We start from the raw sequence: 15,714 nt of genomic DNA, 5'->3' as shown, positions 1-15,714 counted from the left end.
ACCCCATTCCCGTTCGCCCTGAGCTTGTCGAAGGGCTGCCCTTCTTCATCGGAAGAAAGTGCAGGGCTTCGACAAGCTCAGCCCGAACGGTTTCGTGCGTGGGGCGGGTTACCCCGAATTACGCAGCGCGGTGGCGATGGCGTTGATCGACAGGAGGATGCCCTGGCCGATCCGATCATCGGTCTCACCCGCACGGTGCCGCCGCATCAACTCGATCTGGAGTAGGTTGAGCGGCTCGATATAGGGCAGCCGCAAGCGGATCGACGCCTCCAGCGCGGGGTGCTTTTCCAACAACCGCGCCTGACCGGTGATCGCGAGCAGCCCGTCCTGCGTCCGCCGCCAGCCGTCGCGGATCGTGGTGAAGACGCGCGTGCGCAGATCCTCATCCTCGACCAGCCCGGCATAGCGCTCGGCGATCCCCATGTCCGATTTGGCGAGCACCATCTCCATATTGGCGAGCGTCGCGGCGAACAGCGGCCAGCCCTGGGCCATTTCGGCGAGCAATGGCTTGTCGGCGAAATCGGCGATCGCGTGGCCGACGCCATACCAGCCGGGCAGCATCACCCGCGCCTGCGCCCAGCTGAACACCCAGGGGATCGCGCGCAGATCCTCGATCCGCTGGCTCTTGGTGCGGCTGGCGGGGCGGCTGCCGATCTTGAGCCCGGAGATTTCGGCGATTGGCGTCATCTGGCGGAAGAAGGTGGTGAACCCCTCGGTGCCGTAGACCAGATCGCGATAGGCGGCGAAGGCGGTGTCGGACAAGGCGTCCATCGCCGCGCCGAACGCCGCATTCTCGGCGTTGGAGAGCTGCGGCGGTTCGAGGCTGGCGACGAGCGTGGCGGAGGCCATCGCCTCCAGATTGGTCGCGGCGCTTTCGCGCGTGCCATATTTGCCCGCGATCACCTCGCCCTGTTCGGTGATGCGGATGCGGCCCTGCACCGTGCCGGGCGGCTGGGCAAGGATCGCGGCGTAGCTCGATCCGCCGCCGCGCCCCACCGCGCCGCCGCGCCCGTGGAACAGCTGCATCCCCACCCCCGCGGCCTCGAACACCGGCTTGAGCGCGGTCGAGGCCTTGGACAATTGCCAGGTCGAGGTGAGGTAACCCCCGTCCTTGTTCGAATCCGAATAGCCGATCATCACTTCTTGATGCCCGCGCGCGGCGATGGTCGCGCGGTTTTCGGGGAGCGCGAACCACTCGGCCATGATCGCCGGCGCCGCCTCCAGATCCTCGATCGTCTCGAACAACGGCACCGCCATGATCGCCGCCTCGGGCTCGGCGCCCGGGCGATAGAGCCCCGCTTCCTTGAGCAGCAGATTGACCTCGAGCAGGTCCGAGACCGATTTGGTCATCGACACGATATATTGGCGGATGCACGCCGATCCGTAGCGCGCATGCGCCGCTGCCGCCGCGCGGACGATCGCGAGCTCGCCCTGCGTCTCCTCCGAATAATCGGCATAAGGGGTGACGAGCGGGCGCGGGCTGGCGAGTTCGTGGCGCAGCAGCATCACGCGCTGGTCCTCGTCGAGCGCGGCATAATCGTCGCACACCCCGGCGCGCTGGAGCAGCTCCGCCACGACGCGCTCGTGGACCGCGCTGTTCTGCCGCATGTCGAGCGTCGCGAGGTGGAAGCCGAAGACCTCGACCGCGCGGATCAGCCGGCCGATCGCCCCGCCCGAGGCGAGCAGGCCCCCGCCGGCCGCGGCAAGCGGACGGGCGAGCGCGACGAGATCGGCGCGCAGCTCGGCCGGGCCGGGATAGGGTTCGCGATCGATCGCGCCGGGGCGCGGCGCGTCGCGCCCGGTGATTGCGCGGTGGGTCGCCGCGAGCCGGGCGTAAATGCCGGAGATCGCGCGGCGATACGGCTCGTCCTCGCGGCTTTCGGCGGTGTCGCCGCTCGCCTCGGCCAGCGCGAGCACCGCCGCGTCGACCGGCGCGAGCTCGCGCGAGATCGACAGCTCGGCGCCGAGCGCGTGGAGCTGATCGAGATAATAGACGATCGCGGTCTCGGCGGCGCGCGCCAGCGCGGTTTCGAGCGACTGCGCGGTGACGAAAGGGTTGCCGTCGCGGTCGCCGCCGATCCAGCTCCCGGGGCGCAGGAACGACGGCACGCGCTCGCCCATCGCGCGATCCCAGCGCTGGTAGAGCGCGGGGAGCACCGGCAGGAAGACGTCGCGGAGATAGGAAAGCGCGGTCTCCACCTCGTCGGCGACATAGAGCCGTTCGCGGCGCAGCACGCGGGTCTGCCACAGCAGGGCGACTTGGCGCACGATCGCCTCGTCGACCTGATCGCCGTCCGCGGTCGTCTCGACCCCGCGGTCGCGTAGCGCCATCAGCGCGGCGATGCGGTTGCGGTGGTCGATCATCGATTTGCGCCGCACCTCGGTGGGGTGGGCGGTGAGCACCGGCGCGACCAACGCCTGTTCGAGCAATGCCGCGACCGCCGCCTTGTCGACACCGTCGCGCGTCAGCCGGTCGAGCGCGGCAGCGACATCGGCGCCTTCCTCGGCGGCGACGCCCTGGCGATCCTCGGCGAGGTTGGCGAGCATCGAGAACAACATGAAGCCGCGGACGAAATCGAGCGTCTCGTCGAGCGACAGCGCCTCGAGGTGGTGATCGACCGGCGGCCCCCCGGCGCGATGCCGCTCGACCGAGGCGGAGCGGATCGTCTCGGTCGCGGTAAACAGCCGCTCCCCGCCGAGCGCGCGGATGACATCGCCCAGAACGCGGCCGAGATAGCGCACGTCAGGGTTGTTGGTGATCGGAGGGAGGGCTGCCATGACCCGCGATGCTGCAACGCGGCATGGGCGGGGTCAAGCGTAGCTTGTATCGCGTTGCGAGACCCGGGGATGGAATGCCGCAAATCTCTTGCCACCCCGGCGAAGGCCGGGGTCCAGCATCGCGTGGTTCGTAACTGGACCCCGGCCTTCGCCGGGGTGGTAGAGGAGCGTTCCCTTACCCCGCCGCGTCGCGCAGCGCCTCCACCGCGCCGCGCGCAATATCGCTGAACTGCGCCGGATCGGCCGCAAGGCTGGCGATGACGCGTTGCCGCATCAGCGGGTCCCAATAGCGCCGGATGTGGCGGCGCGTCGCCTCGATCGCGACCTCCTCGCCCTCGATCGCGAAATTGCGCGCGATCTGGTTGGCCATATAGACCAGCCGATCGGTGGTCGACATCATCGTGTCGCTCATTCGGCGGCCTCGGTTTCGATCCGCCGCGCGCGCGCCGCCTGATCGGCATAAGCGCGCTGCCACTCGCTCGGCCCATTGGAGGGCGAAACCTCCACCGCCGTCACTTTATATTCGGGGCAATTGGTCGCCCAATCCGAATAATCGGTCGTGATCACATTGGCCTGCGTGTCGGGGTGATGGAAGGTGGTATAGACCACTCCCGGCGCGACGCGATCGGTGATCAGCGCGCGCAGCGTCGTCTCCCCGGCGCGGCTTCTGAGGCTCACCCAATCGCCGTCGCGCAGGCCGCGATTCTCGGCGTCGTGCGGGTGAATCTCCAGCCGGTCCTCGGCGTGCCAGGCGACATTCTCGGTGCGCCGCGTCTGCGCGCCGACATTGTATTGGCTGAGGATGCGCCCGGTGGTGAGCAGCAGCGGGAAGCGCGGCCCGGTGCGCTCGTCGGTCGGGACATAATCGGCGACGACGAACTTCCCCTTGCCGCGCACGAACCCGTCGACATGCATCGTCGGGGTGCCGAGCGGCGCGGCATCGGTCGCCGGCCATTGCAGCGAGCCATGCTCTTCGAGTGCCAGATAGCTGACCTTGGCGAAGGTCGGGGTCAGCGCGGCGATCTCGTCCATGATCTCGGACGGGTGGGTATATTGCCAGTCGAGCCCCAACGCCTGCGCGACGAGTTGGACGATCTCCCAGTCGGCATAGCCGTTGAGCGGGTCCATCACCTTGCGGACGAGCTGGATGCGGCGCTCGGCATTGGTGAAGGTGCCGTCCTTTTCGAGGAAGGTCGATCCGGGCAGGAAGATATGCGCGTAATTGGCGGTTTCGTTGAGAAACAGATCCTGCACCACGACGCATTCCATCGCCGCCAGCCCGGCCGCGACATGATGCGTATTGGGATCGGATTGCAGGATATCCTCGCCCTGGATGAACAAGGCCTTGAACGTCCCGTCGGTCGCCGCATCGAGCATGTTGGGGATGCGCAGCCCGGGCTCGGGATCGAGCGAGACGCCCCAGGCGGTTTCGAACAGCGTGCGCGTCGCCGGATCGGAGACGTGGCGATAGCCCGAATATTCGTGCGGGAAGCTCCCCATGTCGCACGAACCCTGGACATTGTTCTGCCCGCGCAGCGGATTCACCCCGACGCCCTCGCGGCCGATATTGCCGGTCGCCATCGCCAGATTGGCGATCGCCATGACGGTCGAGGAGCCCTGGCTGTGCTCGGTGACGCCGAGACCGTAATAGATTGCGCCATTGCCCCCGGTGGCAAACAGCCGCGCGGCGGCGCGCAGATCGGCCGCCGGCACCCCGGTGAGCGCCGCGGTCGCCTCGGGCGAGCGCTCGGGCTGCGCAACGAAGGCGGCCCAGTCGCTATATTCGTCCCAGTCGCAGCGTTCGCGGATGAACGCTTCGTCGGCCAGCCCCTCGGTCACCACGACATGCGCCATCGCGGTCAGCACCGCGACATTGGTGCCGGGCTTCAAGGGCAGGTGATGCGCCGCGTCGACATGCGGGCTGTGGACCAGATCGATGCGCCGCGGATCGACCACGATCAGCCGCGCGCCCTGCCGCAGCCGCTGTTTCATCCGGCTGGCGAAGACAGGGTGGCCGTCGGTCGGGTTGGCGCCGATCACCATGATCACGTCGGAATGCTCGACGCTGTCGAAATCCTGCGTCCCCGCCGAGGTACCGAAGGTGGTGCTCAGCCCATAGCCGGTCGGCGAATGGCAGACGCGCGCGCAGGTATCGACATTGTTGTTGCCGAAGCCCTGCCGGATCAGTTTCTGGACGAGGAAGGTTTCCTCGTTGGTGCAGCGCGACGAGGTGATCCCGCCGACGCTGCGCGTGCCATATTTCGCCTGGATGCGGCGGAATTCGCTGGCGGTATGCGCGATCGCCTCGTCCCACGAGACCTCGCGCCACGGCTGGTCGACGCTCTCGCGGATCATCGGGTTGAGGATACGGTCGCGGTGGTTGGCATAGCCCCAGGCGAAGCGGCCCTTGACGCAGCTATGCCCGCGATTGGCCTTGCCTTCCTTCCACGGCACCATCCGCACGAGCTGCTCGCCGCGCATCTCGGCGCGGAAGGTGCAGCCGACCCCGCAATAAGCGCAGGTGGTGACGATCGCGCGATCGGGGGTGCCGATGTCGGTGACGGTCTTCTCGATCAGTGCCGATGTCGGGCAGGCCTGGACGCAGGCGCCGCACGAGACGCATTCGGACGGCAGGAAGCCTTCGTCGGCGCTCGCCACGACCTTCGAGCCGAACCCGCTGCCGTCGATCGTCAGCGCGAATGTGCCCTGCACCTCGTCGCAGGCGCGGACGCAGCGCGAGCAGACGATGCATTTGGCCGGGTCGAAGTCGAAGTATGGGTTGCTCTCGTCCTTCGCCGCCTGAAGATGGTTGGCGCCGTCATAGCCGTAGCGCACGTCGCGCAAGCCGACCGCGCCGGCCTGGTCCTGCAATTCGCAATCGCCATTGGCCGAACAGGTCAGGCAATCGAGCGGGTGGTCGGAGATGTACAATTCCATCACCCCGCGGCGCAGCTTGGCGAGCTTCGCGCTTTCGGTGCGCACCACCATCCCCTCGGTGACGGGGGTGGTGCATGAGGCGGGATAGCCCGCGCGGCCCTCGATCTCGACCAGGCACAGCCGGCACGATCCGAAAGCGTCGAGCCGATCGGTCGCACATAATTTGGGGATATTCGTCCCGCGCAGCGCGGCGGCGCGCATGATCGAGGTGCCTTCGGGGACGGTCACCGTGTCGCCGTCGATCCTGAGCGAGACGGTGCGCGCGCTATCCGGCGCCGGCTTGGTGCCGAGGTCGGTTTCGCTGATCCATGCCATGCTGCTTACTCCGCCGCTTGCGCCGTCGCAGGCTGATCGAAATCCTGCGGAAAATGATCCAGCGCGCTCAGCACCGGATAAGGGGTGAACCCGCCGAGCGCACAAAGCGATCCGAACTTCATCGTATCACAAAGATCGCGCAGCAGCGCGATTTCCGCGGCGCGGTCGCGGGGCCGCGCGGCGGCGTTGCGCATCTGCGGCATCGCCTCCAGCCCGCCCGGCTGGCGACCGCCGCCGACGATACGGTCGATCGTCTCCATGCCGCGCACCGCGCCGATCCGGCAAGGGGTGCATTTGCCGCAGCTTTCGTGCGCGCAGAATTCCATCGCGAAGCGCGCCATATGCGCCATGTCGACGGTGTCGTCGAACACGGTGATCCCGGCATGGCCGATCAGCCCGCCCGCCGCGGCGAACGCCTCGTAATCGAACGGCAGGTCGAACATCGCGGGGGGGAAATAGGCGCCGAGCGGCCCGCCGACCTGCACCGCTTTCACCGGCCGCCCCGTCTCGGTGCCGCCGCCGATATCGTTGACCAGCTCGCCCAGCGTGATGCCGAACCCGGCCTCGAACAGCCCGCCGTTGCGCACATTGCCGGCAAGCTGGATCGGCATCGTCCCGCGCGACCGGCCGAAGCCGACCGCCTGATAGGCTTGCGCGCCCTCGGCGACGATGAACGGCACCGCGGCGAGGCTCAGCACATTGTTGATCACCGTCGGGCGGCCGAACAGCCCCTCGATCGCGGGGAGCGGGGGCTTGGCGCGGACCTGCCCGCGCTTGCCCTCGATCGAATCGAGCAGGGCGGTTTCCTCGCCGCAGACATAGGCGCCCGCGCCGACCCGCACTTCGAGTGCGAACGGTGCGATGCGCGGCGCGGCGCGCGTGATCGCCGCCTGCATCACGCGGATCGCGAAGGGATATTCGGAGCGGATGTAGATAAACCCGTGTCCCGCCCCGACCGCGTGCGCGGCGATCGCCATGCCCTCGATTAGGCAGAAGGGGTCGCCCTCCATCAGCATGCGATCGGCGAAGGTGCCGCTGTCGCCCTCGTCGGCGTTGCACACGATGAATTTCTCGGGCGATCGAGTGTCGAGCACCGTCTGCCACTTGATCCCGGTTGGGAAACCCGCGCCGCCGCGCCCGCGCAGCCCGCTCGCCTTGACCTCGTCGACCACCGCTTGCGGGGTCAACGCGCGCGCCTTGTCGAGCGCCTGCCAGCCGCCGTGCGCGGCATAATCGTCGAGGCTCAAGGGATCGATCACCCCGCAGCGCGCGAAGGTGAAACGCTGCTGGCGCGCGAAGAAGGGGTGATCCTCGATCCGGCCGATGCGGCTGGCGTGGGTGCCGTCGAGCACCGCGTCGATCTCGTTCGCCTCGACCGGGCCGTAAGCGATGCGGCCCTCCGGCGTGTCGATCTCGACCAACGGTTCGATGCGGAACAGCCCTCGGCTGCCGGTGCGAACTACTTCGACCCCGCGTACGGCGAGCGCCGCCACCACCTCGTCCGCGCCGAGCGCGACCGAGGCCATATCGCCGCTGACATAGGCGCGGATCATGCCAGCACCTCCGCCGCGATCCGCTCGAGCTTGGCGGCGTCGAGCCGCGAGACCGGGCGCCCGTCGACCAGCGCATTGGGGCCGGTAGCGCACAGCCCGAGGCAATAGACCGGCTCGACCGTCACCCGCCCGTCGGCGCTGGTCGCGCCCATCGTCACGCCGAGCCGCTGCGTCGCGATCCGCTCGATCGTCGCGGCGCCGCGCGCCTGGCAGCTTTCGGCGCGGCACAGCCGGACGAGGTGCGCGCCCGCCGGGGCACGGCGGAAATCATGATAGAAAGTGACGACGCCGTGGACGTCCGCGCGGCTGAGGTTGAGCGCCGCCGCGACGACCGGGATCATCGCATCGGCGATATAGCCGAACTCGTCCTGCAACGCGTGGAGCAACGGCAGCAAGGCATCGCGGGTCGCGGGGCGGCCGCGCAGCAGCCGCGTCGCTGCGTCCGCATAAGCCGTGTCCGGCGGGGCTGTTTCGTTAGGGGTCATCGCCATCGCCTATACAAGGATCGCAACGCGCTTGCTGTCAATTTAACGAATTTAAATTTTTCTTATCAATCGGTGCCGATCGACATTCAATTCCACCGTCGCGCCGGCCTTTGCCTCCCGGTGGCGCCCGGCACAAGGTGGGGTGACCGATCGGCGGCGTGGCAGCGATCTTGATGTGCACCGCGCGCGCGTTCCTGATAGATCGTCCGGCACAGGACGAGGAGGAAGATCACATGCTGGTCGGCGTTCCCAAGGAAATCAAAAACAACGAATTTCGTGTCGGGCTGACCCCCGGCGCGGTGCGCGAATATTGCGCGCACGGGCATCAGGTGCTGGTCGAGACCGGCGCCGGCGGCGGGATCGGCGCGTCGGACGCGGTGTATCGCCAGTCGGGCGCGGCGATCGTCGATACCGCCGCCGAGGTGTTCGCGCGCGCCGAGATGATCGTGAAGGTCAAGGAGCCCCAGCCGCAGGAATGGACGCAATTGCGCGAGGGGCAGATCCTGTTCACCTATCTCCACCTCGCCCCCGATCCCGGCCAGGCGCGCGGGCTGATGGCCTCGGGGGTCAGCGCGATCGCTTATGAGACGGTGACCGACGCCTCGGGCGGGCTGCCGTTGCTCGCGCCGATGAGCGAGGTCGCCGGGCGGCTGTCGATCGAGGCCGGGGCGAGCGCGTTGCGCGCGGTATCGGGCGGGCGCGGGTTGCTGATCGGCGGGGTCCCGGGTGTGCCCGCGGCCAATGTCGTCGTGCTCGGCGGCGGGGTGGTCGGCACCAATGCGGCGCGAATCGCGACCGGGATGGGGGCCAATGTCAGCATCTTCGATCGCTCGCTGCGCCGGCTGCGCCAGCTCGACGACATGTTCCAGGGGCGGGCGGACACGCATTATTCGACGATCGCGGCGATCGAGGAAGCGCTGGCCACCGCCGATGTGGTGATCGGCGCGGTGCTCGTGCCGGGGGCGGCCGCGCCCAAATTGGTGACGCGCGGGATGCTCAAGCTGATGAAGCCGCGCGCGGTGCTGGTCGATGTCGCGATCGATCAGGGCGGCTGTTTCGAAACCTCGCACCCGACGACCCACGCCAATCCCACTTATGAGGTCGACGGGGTGATCCATTATTGCGTCGCCAACATGCCCGGCGCGGTGCCGCTCACCTCCAGCCACGCGCTCAACAATGCGACCTTGCCTTATGGGCTGGCGCTCGCGGCGAAAGGGCTCGCGGCGCTCGACGACGATCCGGGGCTGAAGGAAGGGCTCAACGTCGACAAGGGGCGGATCGTCAACACGGTGGTGGCGGAGGCGCTGGGGTTCTGACGCTTTCTCCCCTCCCTTGAACAAGGGAGGGGGCGGGGGTGGGTTGGCCCGAGCGGGCACCGGATTGCGCGCCTCATACCCACCCACCCCCAGCCCCTCCCTTCACGAGGAAGGGGGGTAGGAAGAAGAAGGGAGCAAACGCCGTTGAGCCGGCGCCCCTCTCGCCCTACATCTCCCGCGCTATGGTGCCCGCTACCCCCGTCAGCGAGTTGAGCGATCGCGCGCGCGAGATTTTTCGCCGCGTCGTCGACAGCTATCTGGAGAGCGGCGCCCCCGTCGGCTCGCGCACGCTGGCGCAGGCCGGGCTCAACCTGTCCCCCGCCTCGATCCGCAGCGTGCTCGCGCAGCTCGAGACGATGGGGCTGCTCGCCGCGCCGCATACCTCGGCGGGGCGGATGCCGACCGAATTGGGTTTACGGCTATTCGTCGACGGCATGATGCAAGTCTCCGAGCCGAGCCGTGCCGAGCGCGCCGCGATCGAGGCGCGCGCCGCGGGTGGCGGCCCGGTGGAGGAGGCGCTCGCCGCCACCACCGCGGCGCTTTCGGGGCTGTCGGCGTGCGCTGGGCTGGTGATGGTCCCCAAGCGCGAGCAGGTGCTGCGTTCGATCGGCTTCGTGCCGCTGACCCCGACCCAGGCCCTCGCGGTGCTGGTCAGCGAGGACGGCGCGGTGGAGAATCGCGTGATCGATCTCCCCGCCGGGGTCGACGCCTCGGCGCTGATCGAGGCGGGCAATTACATGTCGGCGACCTTGTCGGGGCTCACGCTGTCCGACGCCCGGGCGCGGGTCGAGCGCGAGCTGGCCGACGGCCGAGCCGCGCTCGACGCCACCGCGCGCGCGCTGATCCAGCGCGGCATCGCGGTGTGGAGCAAGGACGGCGGGCGCCGCCCGGTGCTGATCGTGCGCGGGCAGGGGCGCTTGCTCGACGATGCCGATGCCGCCGATCTCGAACGCGTGCGCGATCTGCTCGACGATCTCGAAGGCAAGCAGGAGATCGCCGCGCTGCTCGATTCGGCGCGCGCCGGCGACGCGACCCGCATCTTCATCGGCGCGGAGACGAAATTGTTCGCGCTTTCCGGCTCTTCGGTAATCGCCAAACCCTTTCGCGGGGCGGACGGGCGGGTGGTCGGCGTGGTGGGGGTGATCGGCCCGACACGGTTGAACTACGCGCGCGTCGTGCCCATGGTGGATTTCACGGCCGCAACGCTCGCCCGGCTGATGGGTTGAGCTGCTAACAGACAGGAATGAAATGACCGACAACGAGAATACCGACGTTCCCGAGGATCTGCGCGCGGAAACCGCCGAGGGCGCACCCGAGGTCGCCGAACATGATCGCACCGCCGAGCTTGAGGCCGCGCTCGCCGAGGCGAAGCAGCAGGCGCTCTATGCGCAGGCCGAGATCCAGAATGTCCGCCGCCGCGCCGAGAAGGACGCCGCCGACGCGCGCGCCTATGCCGCGACCAATTTCGCGCGCGACGTGCTGTCGGTGAACGACAATCTGGAGCGGGCGCTGGCGTCGATCCCGGCCGAGCTGCGCGAGGACGACAAGCTCAAGGGGCTGGTCGCGGGGCTTGAGGCGACGATGCGCGAGCTGGCCAATGTGTTCCAGCGCAACGGCATCACCCGCATCACCGCGCTGGGCGAGACGCTCGATCCCAACCGGCATCAGGCGATGATGGAAATGCCCTCGGCCGACGCCGCGCCGGGGACGATCGTACAGGAAATGCAATCGGGCTGGATGATCCGCGACCGGTTGCTGCGCCCGGCGCTGGTCGGCGTCGCCAAGGCGGCCGATTAAGCCAACCTCGTCATGCCGGGCTTGACCTGGCATGACGGAGGAAGATCAAGCGAGAACAACGGAAGCGCCGCGCACCTTATGAACGACAATCTCGTCGCCGAACGGCCGACTTTCGTCACCCATCTCGAATGTTCGCTGACCGGCGAGCGCTATGAGGCGGATCGGCTTCACGGGCTGTCGCGCGCCGGGCGCCCGCTGCTCGTCCGCTACGATCTCGCGGCGGCCGGGGCGGCGCTGTCGCGCGATGCGCTGACGGGACGCGAGACCGATCTGTGGCGCTGGCGCGAATTGCTCCCGGTGCGCCACACCGCCAATGTCGTCAGCCTCGGCGAGGTCGAGACCCCGCTGATCCCGATCCCGCGCGCGGGCGGGGGCAGGGTGCTGGTCAAGGACGAGGGCCGCTTGCCGACCGGCAGCTTCAAGGCGCGCGGGCTGGTGATGGCGGTGGCGATGGCCAGGGAATTGGGCGTCACCCGCATCGCGATGCCGACCAACGGCAATGCCGGCGCGGCGCTCGCTGCTTATGCCACCCGCGCGGGGATCGAGACGATCGTGCTCTGCCCCGACGACACGCCGGAGGTGAACGTCCGCGAGATCGCGATGCAGGGCGCGCGGGTGTGGCGGGTCAACGGGCTGATCGACGATTGCGGCGCGATCGTCGGGCAGGGCGCGGCCGAGGGGCGCTGGTTCGACTTCTCGACGCTCAAGGAGCCGTATCGCATCGAGGGCAAGAAGACGATGGGGCTGGAGCTCGCCGCGCAGCTCGGCTGGCGGCTGCCCAAGGCGATCTTCTACCCCACCGGCGGCGGCACCGGGCTGATCGGGATGTGGAAGGCGTTCGACGAGCTCGAAAAGCTCGGCTGGATCGGCGCCGAGCGGCCGCGCATGTATGCGGTGCAGGCGGCGGGCTGCGCGCCGATCGTCCGCGCGTTCGAGGCGGGCGAGGAGCATGCCGCGCGCTGGGAAGATGCGGCAACCGTCGCCGCGGGAATCCGCGTGCCGCGCGCGGTGGGCGATTTCCTGATCCTCCGCGCGGTGCGCGAATCGGGTGGCAAGGCGCTCGCGGTGGGCGATCCGGCGATCCTCCGCGCGGTCGACGATTGCGCGCGGCAGGACGGATTGCTGCTGTGCCCCGAGGGCGGCGCGACCCTGGCGGCCTATCGCCAGGCGCTGAGGGACGGCGAGGTCGACGAGGATGAGGAGGTCGTGCTGTTCAATTGCGCGACCGGGCTCAAATATCCGATGCCCGAAGCGCCGAACGCGCTCGATCGCCACAAGCCGATCGATTTCGACGCTTTGTGACTTCTGCTCCCCTCCCTTCACGAGGGAGGGGAGCAGACGTGGGAGGGCCGGTGGCCTTACCCGTCGCTGGCGCGTTCGATATCGGCGCCGACCGCGCTCAGTTTTTCCTCAAGCCGCTCATAGCCGCGATCGAGATGATAGACGCGGTTGACCGCGGTCTCGCCCTCCGCCGCCAGCCCGGCAAGGATCAGGCTCATCGACGCGCGCAGGTCGGTCGCCATCACCGGCGCGCCGACGAGGCGATCGACCCCGCGCACCACCGCGGTGCGCCCGCGCACCTGGATGTCCGCCCCCATCCGCGCCAGTTCGGGAACGTGCATATAGCGGTTCTCGAAGATCGTTTCGGTCAGCACGCTCGCGCCCTCGGCCTTGCACAGCATCGCCATGAACTGCGCCTGCATATCGGTGGCGAAGCCGGGGAAGGGCGCGGTGGAGAGCGTCAGCGGGCGGAGCGGGCCATTGGCCGAAACGCGCACCGACTTGCGCCCCTCGACCACCGTCACCCCTGCGTCGCGCAGCGCATCGAGCGTCGCGCCCATATCGTGCGCGTCGACATTGGTCAGTTCGATATCGCCCCCGGTGATCGCCGCGGCGCAGGCATAGCTCCCCGCCTCGATCCGGTCGGGCATCACCGCATAGGTCGCGCCGTGGAGCCGGTCGACGCCTTCGATCTCGAGCGTCTCGGTGCCGATCCCGTCGATCTGCGCGCCCATCGCGACGAGGCAGCGGCACAGATCGACGATCTCGGGCTCGCGCGCGGCATTCTCGATCCGGCTGCTGCCCTTGGCGGTGACCGCGGCCATCACGACATTCTCGGTCGCCCCGACCGACACGATCGGAAAGGAATAGCGCCCCCCCGCGAGCCGCCCGCCGGGCGCGCGCGCGGTGACATAGCCGGCGGACATTTCGAGCTCGGCGCCGATCGCCTCCAGCGCCTTGAGGTGCAGGTCGATCGGGCGGTTGCCGATCGCGCACCCGCCGGGGAGCGACACCCGCGCCTCGCCCGCGCGCGCGAGGATCGGGCCGAGCACGAGGATCGATGCGCGCATCTTGCGAACGATGTCATACGGCGCCTCGGTCGAGGTGAGCTGACCGGCACGGATCGTCATCACCCGGCCGAAATCCTCGGGGCGCGACCCTTCGATCGCGGTCGACGCGCCCAATTGGTTGAGCAAATGGCCGAAACTGTCGACGTCGGCGAGCCGCGGCAGGTTGCGTAAGGTCAGCGGCTCGTCGGTGAGCAGCGCGCAGGGCAGCAGGGTCAGCGCGGCGTTCTTCGCGCCGGAGATCGGAAGGGTGCCGGAAAGGCGGTTGCCGCCGCGGATGAGGATACGGTCCATTCGCCCGCGTCTATCGAACCGCGGGCGCGGCGCAAAGGGGGTCTGCGGGGTTCATCGTGGTGGCCGACCGGGAGGGCAAAGTTCACGAAGTTCACACGAGTGAGCCTCGATCAATTCACCCGTCATTCCCGCGCAGGCGGGAATCCATTCACGCTGAGATTGCGCTTGATCCGATAGGCCAGCCAGAATGGATTCCCGCCTGCGCGGGAATGACGTAAGTACTTGTTTTAATAGACTTTACGCCTTCTCCAGCGTGCATTGCAGCGGGTGCTGGTTCTGGCGCGCGAAGTCGATCACCTGGCCGACCTTGGTCTCGGCGACCTCGTAGCTGAATACCCCGCACACCCCGACGCCCTTCTGGTGGACGTGGAGCATCACCCGCGTCGCTTCCTCAACGCTCATGCGGAAGAAGCGCTGGAGGCACAGGACGACGAATTCCATCGGGGTGTAATCGTCGTTGAGCATCAGCACGCGATAGGGCGTCGGCTGTTTGGTGCGCGTCCGCGTGCGGGTGGCGACGCCGATTCCGGTGCCGCCGTCGGAATCATCGTCGCGGCGCTCGGCCATCAGGATCGGCTGGATTGGGGTTTGGCGCTGCATGATCGCGTGAAAATATGGCATCCCGGCCGCCAAGGGCAAGGGCGCGCGCGTACCATTAACGACGAAAAAGGGGGCAGCCGCGCTCAGGCGGCCGCCCCCTTCGTCCTTTTCGCCCCTTGCGGGGCGAGGCCCCGGATTACGCGGCGACCTTGATCTTCTCGGCGGCGAGCGCGACGCGGTTCGAGATCGGCTGGGCGATCTCACCGGCGAGCTTCAGCGCGGCCTCGGTCGAACGCGACGCTTCGGCGACGAAGGCATCGAACGACGCGCGGGCATAATCGCTCTGCAGCTTGAACAGCTCGGTCGGCGACTTGACGGTCGACATCGCCTTGAAGGTCTCGGTCGCCTTCTCATAGGAGGTCTTGGCGTAAGCCGCCGCGTCCTGGCCCATCTTCTCGACGCCCTTCACCGCGATCTTCGACGATTCGACGATCGCTTCGAGGTTGCCCTTGTGGAAGGCATTGGCGTCTTCGAACGCCTTGACGCCCTTTTCGATCGAGCCCTTGGCGCGCTCGTTGGCCTCGGCGAAATAGGCCTGGGTCTTCTCGGTCACGGTCTTGATCGTGTCGGACATGATCACTTCCTTTGCAGCAATGGTCGCCGGCCGGCTGGCCTGGCGGGTAGACGCGGGTTGGGCCGGTGCGACCTTGGCCCGGGGTGCCGGCTTCTTGGCGACCGGCTTGACGGCCGCGCGGGGAGCCGCCGGCGTCGATTTGGTGACGGGGGCGGAGACCGCGGCCGGCGCCGGCTTGGCGGCAACCGGCTTGGGCGCGGGCTTCGGCGTTTGCTTGGCCACCGGCGGCGCGGCGACGGGCGCCTTGGGCGCGGGCTTCGCCGCTTCCTTGGCAACGGGCGCCGGCGTCGCGACCGGGGCAGCGGCCGGAGCGGGCGCGGGCTTCGCAGGCGCCTGGGCGGCCCCGGTCACCGGCTTCTGATCAGGCTTGGCTGCAGTGTCGGTCATTCCACACGACTCCATCTTGTTGCGATGCAACATACGCGAGCCGAGTCGGAATGACAAGCTTTATTGTGCAGTGCAACATAACCTGTTCCCGCCGCTCGCCGCGACGGAAAAACGGGTCATAGCATCGGGCGCGAAACGTCCGGTCCGGTTTCCGCTTGACGGTGCGGCGGAACTTTTGTGCTCCGTCAAGGCGGGAGTCCAGACTAGGGTTAGGACTCAATCGCACCAGAAGGTGATGACGGCAGCGAGGAAGACGCCAGCCATGTAGTTAGCGGCGAGCTTGTCGTACCGGGTTGCGATGCGCCGCCAGTCCTTGAGCCTGCACCAGAG

General features: G+C 68.2%; 12 protein-coding genes and 1 pseudogene. 4 read left to right on the top strand and 9 right to left on the bottom strand.

Annotated elements, in window-relative coordinates:
• Window positions 1–108: 108 nt before the first annotated feature.
• The 5 genes from ppc to NED98_RS17910 all read right to left on the bottom strand — a co-directional run bounded on the left by ppc (window position 109) and on the right by NED98_RS17910 (window position 8,068).
• On the bottom strand, window positions 109–2,778 hold the full coding sequence (gene ppc / locus NED98_RS17930; RefSeq protein WP_265313916.1) for a phosphoenolpyruvate carboxylase: 2,670 nt from the start codon (window positions 2,776–2,778) through the stop codon (window positions 109–111).
• A 175-nt stretch (window positions 2,779–2,953) separates the two neighbouring features.
• The gene (locus NED98_RS17925) at window positions 2,954–3,190 is read right to left on the bottom strand and encodes a formate dehydrogenase subunit delta (RefSeq protein WP_265313915.1); all 237 of its coding nucleotides are present in this window, start codon (window positions 3,188–3,190) and stop codon (window positions 2,954–2,956) included.
• Entirely contained in the window at window positions 3,187–6,030 is a 2,844-nt protein-coding gene (fdhF, locus tag NED98_RS17920; protein ID WP_265313914.1) for a formate dehydrogenase subunit alpha, read from the bottom strand. Before fdhF ends, NED98_RS17925 begins: the two co-directional genes overlap by 4 nt.
• A 5-nt stretch (window positions 6,031–6,035) precedes the next feature.
• Window positions 6,036–7,583: an NADH-ubiquinone oxidoreductase-F iron-sulfur binding region domain-containing protein gene (locus NED98_RS17915; protein WP_265313913.1), complete on the bottom strand. Its 1,548-nt coding sequence runs from the start codon at window positions 7,581–7,583 to the stop codon at window positions 6,036–6,038.
• The gene (locus tag NED98_RS17910) at window positions 7,580–8,068 is read right to left on the bottom strand and encodes an NAD(P)H-dependent oxidoreductase subunit E (protein ID WP_179512384.1); all 489 of its coding nucleotides are present in this window, start codon (window positions 8,066–8,068) and stop codon (window positions 7,580–7,582) included. The genes NED98_RS17915 and NED98_RS17910 overlap by 4 nt, the downstream gene beginning before the upstream one ends.
• Window positions 8,069–8,301: 233 nt before the next feature.
• On the opposite strand from NED98_RS17910, the gene ald reads away from it, so the two are divergent.
• From ald to NED98_RS17890, 4 genes are all read left to right on the top strand, one after another.
• Window positions 8,302–9,384: an alanine dehydrogenase gene (gene ald / locus NED98_RS17905; protein WP_179513724.1), complete on the top strand. Its 1,083-nt coding sequence runs from the start codon at window positions 8,302–8,304 to the stop codon at window positions 9,382–9,384.
• Window positions 9,385–9,569: 185 nt separating this feature from the next.
• Complete coding sequence (gene hrcA / locus NED98_RS17900) at window positions 9,570–10,610, top strand: heat-inducible transcriptional repressor HrcA (protein WP_265313912.1); 1,041 nt, start codon at window positions 9,570–9,572, stop codon at window positions 10,608–10,610.
• Between the two features lie 22 nt (window positions 10,611–10,632).
• A complete protein-coding gene (gene grpE, locus NED98_RS17895; RefSeq protein ID WP_179512382.1) occupies window positions 10,633–11,181 on the top strand; it encodes a nucleotide exchange factor GrpE in 549 nt (182 codons plus the stop codon).
• A 78-nt stretch (window positions 11,182–11,259) separates the two neighbouring features.
• A complete protein-coding gene (locus NED98_RS17890) occupies window positions 11,260–12,483 on the top strand; it encodes a threonine synthase (RefSeq protein WP_265313911.1) in 1,224 nt (407 codons plus the stop codon).
• A gap of 56 nt (window positions 12,484–12,539) precedes the next feature.
• Here the strand turns inward: NED98_RS17890 and murA are convergent, their stop codons facing one another.
• From murA to NED98_RS17865, 4 genes and pseudogenes are all read right to left on the bottom strand, one after another.
• Window positions 12,540–13,823, bottom strand: a complete 1,284-nt coding sequence (gene murA, locus NED98_RS17885; protein WP_265313910.1) for a UDP-N-acetylglucosamine 1-carboxyvinyltransferase — start codon at window positions 13,821–13,823, stop codon at window positions 12,540–12,542.
• 237 nt (window positions 13,824–14,060) lie between these two features.
• On the bottom strand, window positions 14,061–14,390 hold the full coding sequence (gene clpS / locus NED98_RS17880) for an ATP-dependent Clp protease adapter ClpS (RefSeq protein WP_179513723.1): 330 nt from the start codon (window positions 14,388–14,390) through the stop codon (window positions 14,061–14,063).
• 169 nt (window positions 14,391–14,559) lie between these two features.
• Window positions 14,560–15,384 (bottom strand): phasin family protein, encoded by an 825-nt coding sequence (locus tag NED98_RS23195; protein WP_284699627.1) that lies wholly within the window; start codon window positions 15,382–15,384, stop codon window positions 14,560–14,562.
• A gap of 216 nt (window positions 15,385–15,600) precedes the next feature.
• Window positions 15,601–15,714 (bottom strand): annotated as a pseudogene (locus NED98_RS17865) (IS5/IS1182 family transposase); the annotation flags it as partial.

The sequence above is a fragment of the Sphingomonas lycopersici genome (genome assembly GCF_026130605.1).
Classification (GTDB): Bacteria; Pseudomonadota; Alphaproteobacteria; order Sphingomonadales; family Sphingomonadaceae; genus Sphingomonas; species Sphingomonas lycopersici.
Note: the sequence above shows the minus strand (reverse complement) of the source record. Positions and strands in the feature narration are given on the sequence as shown.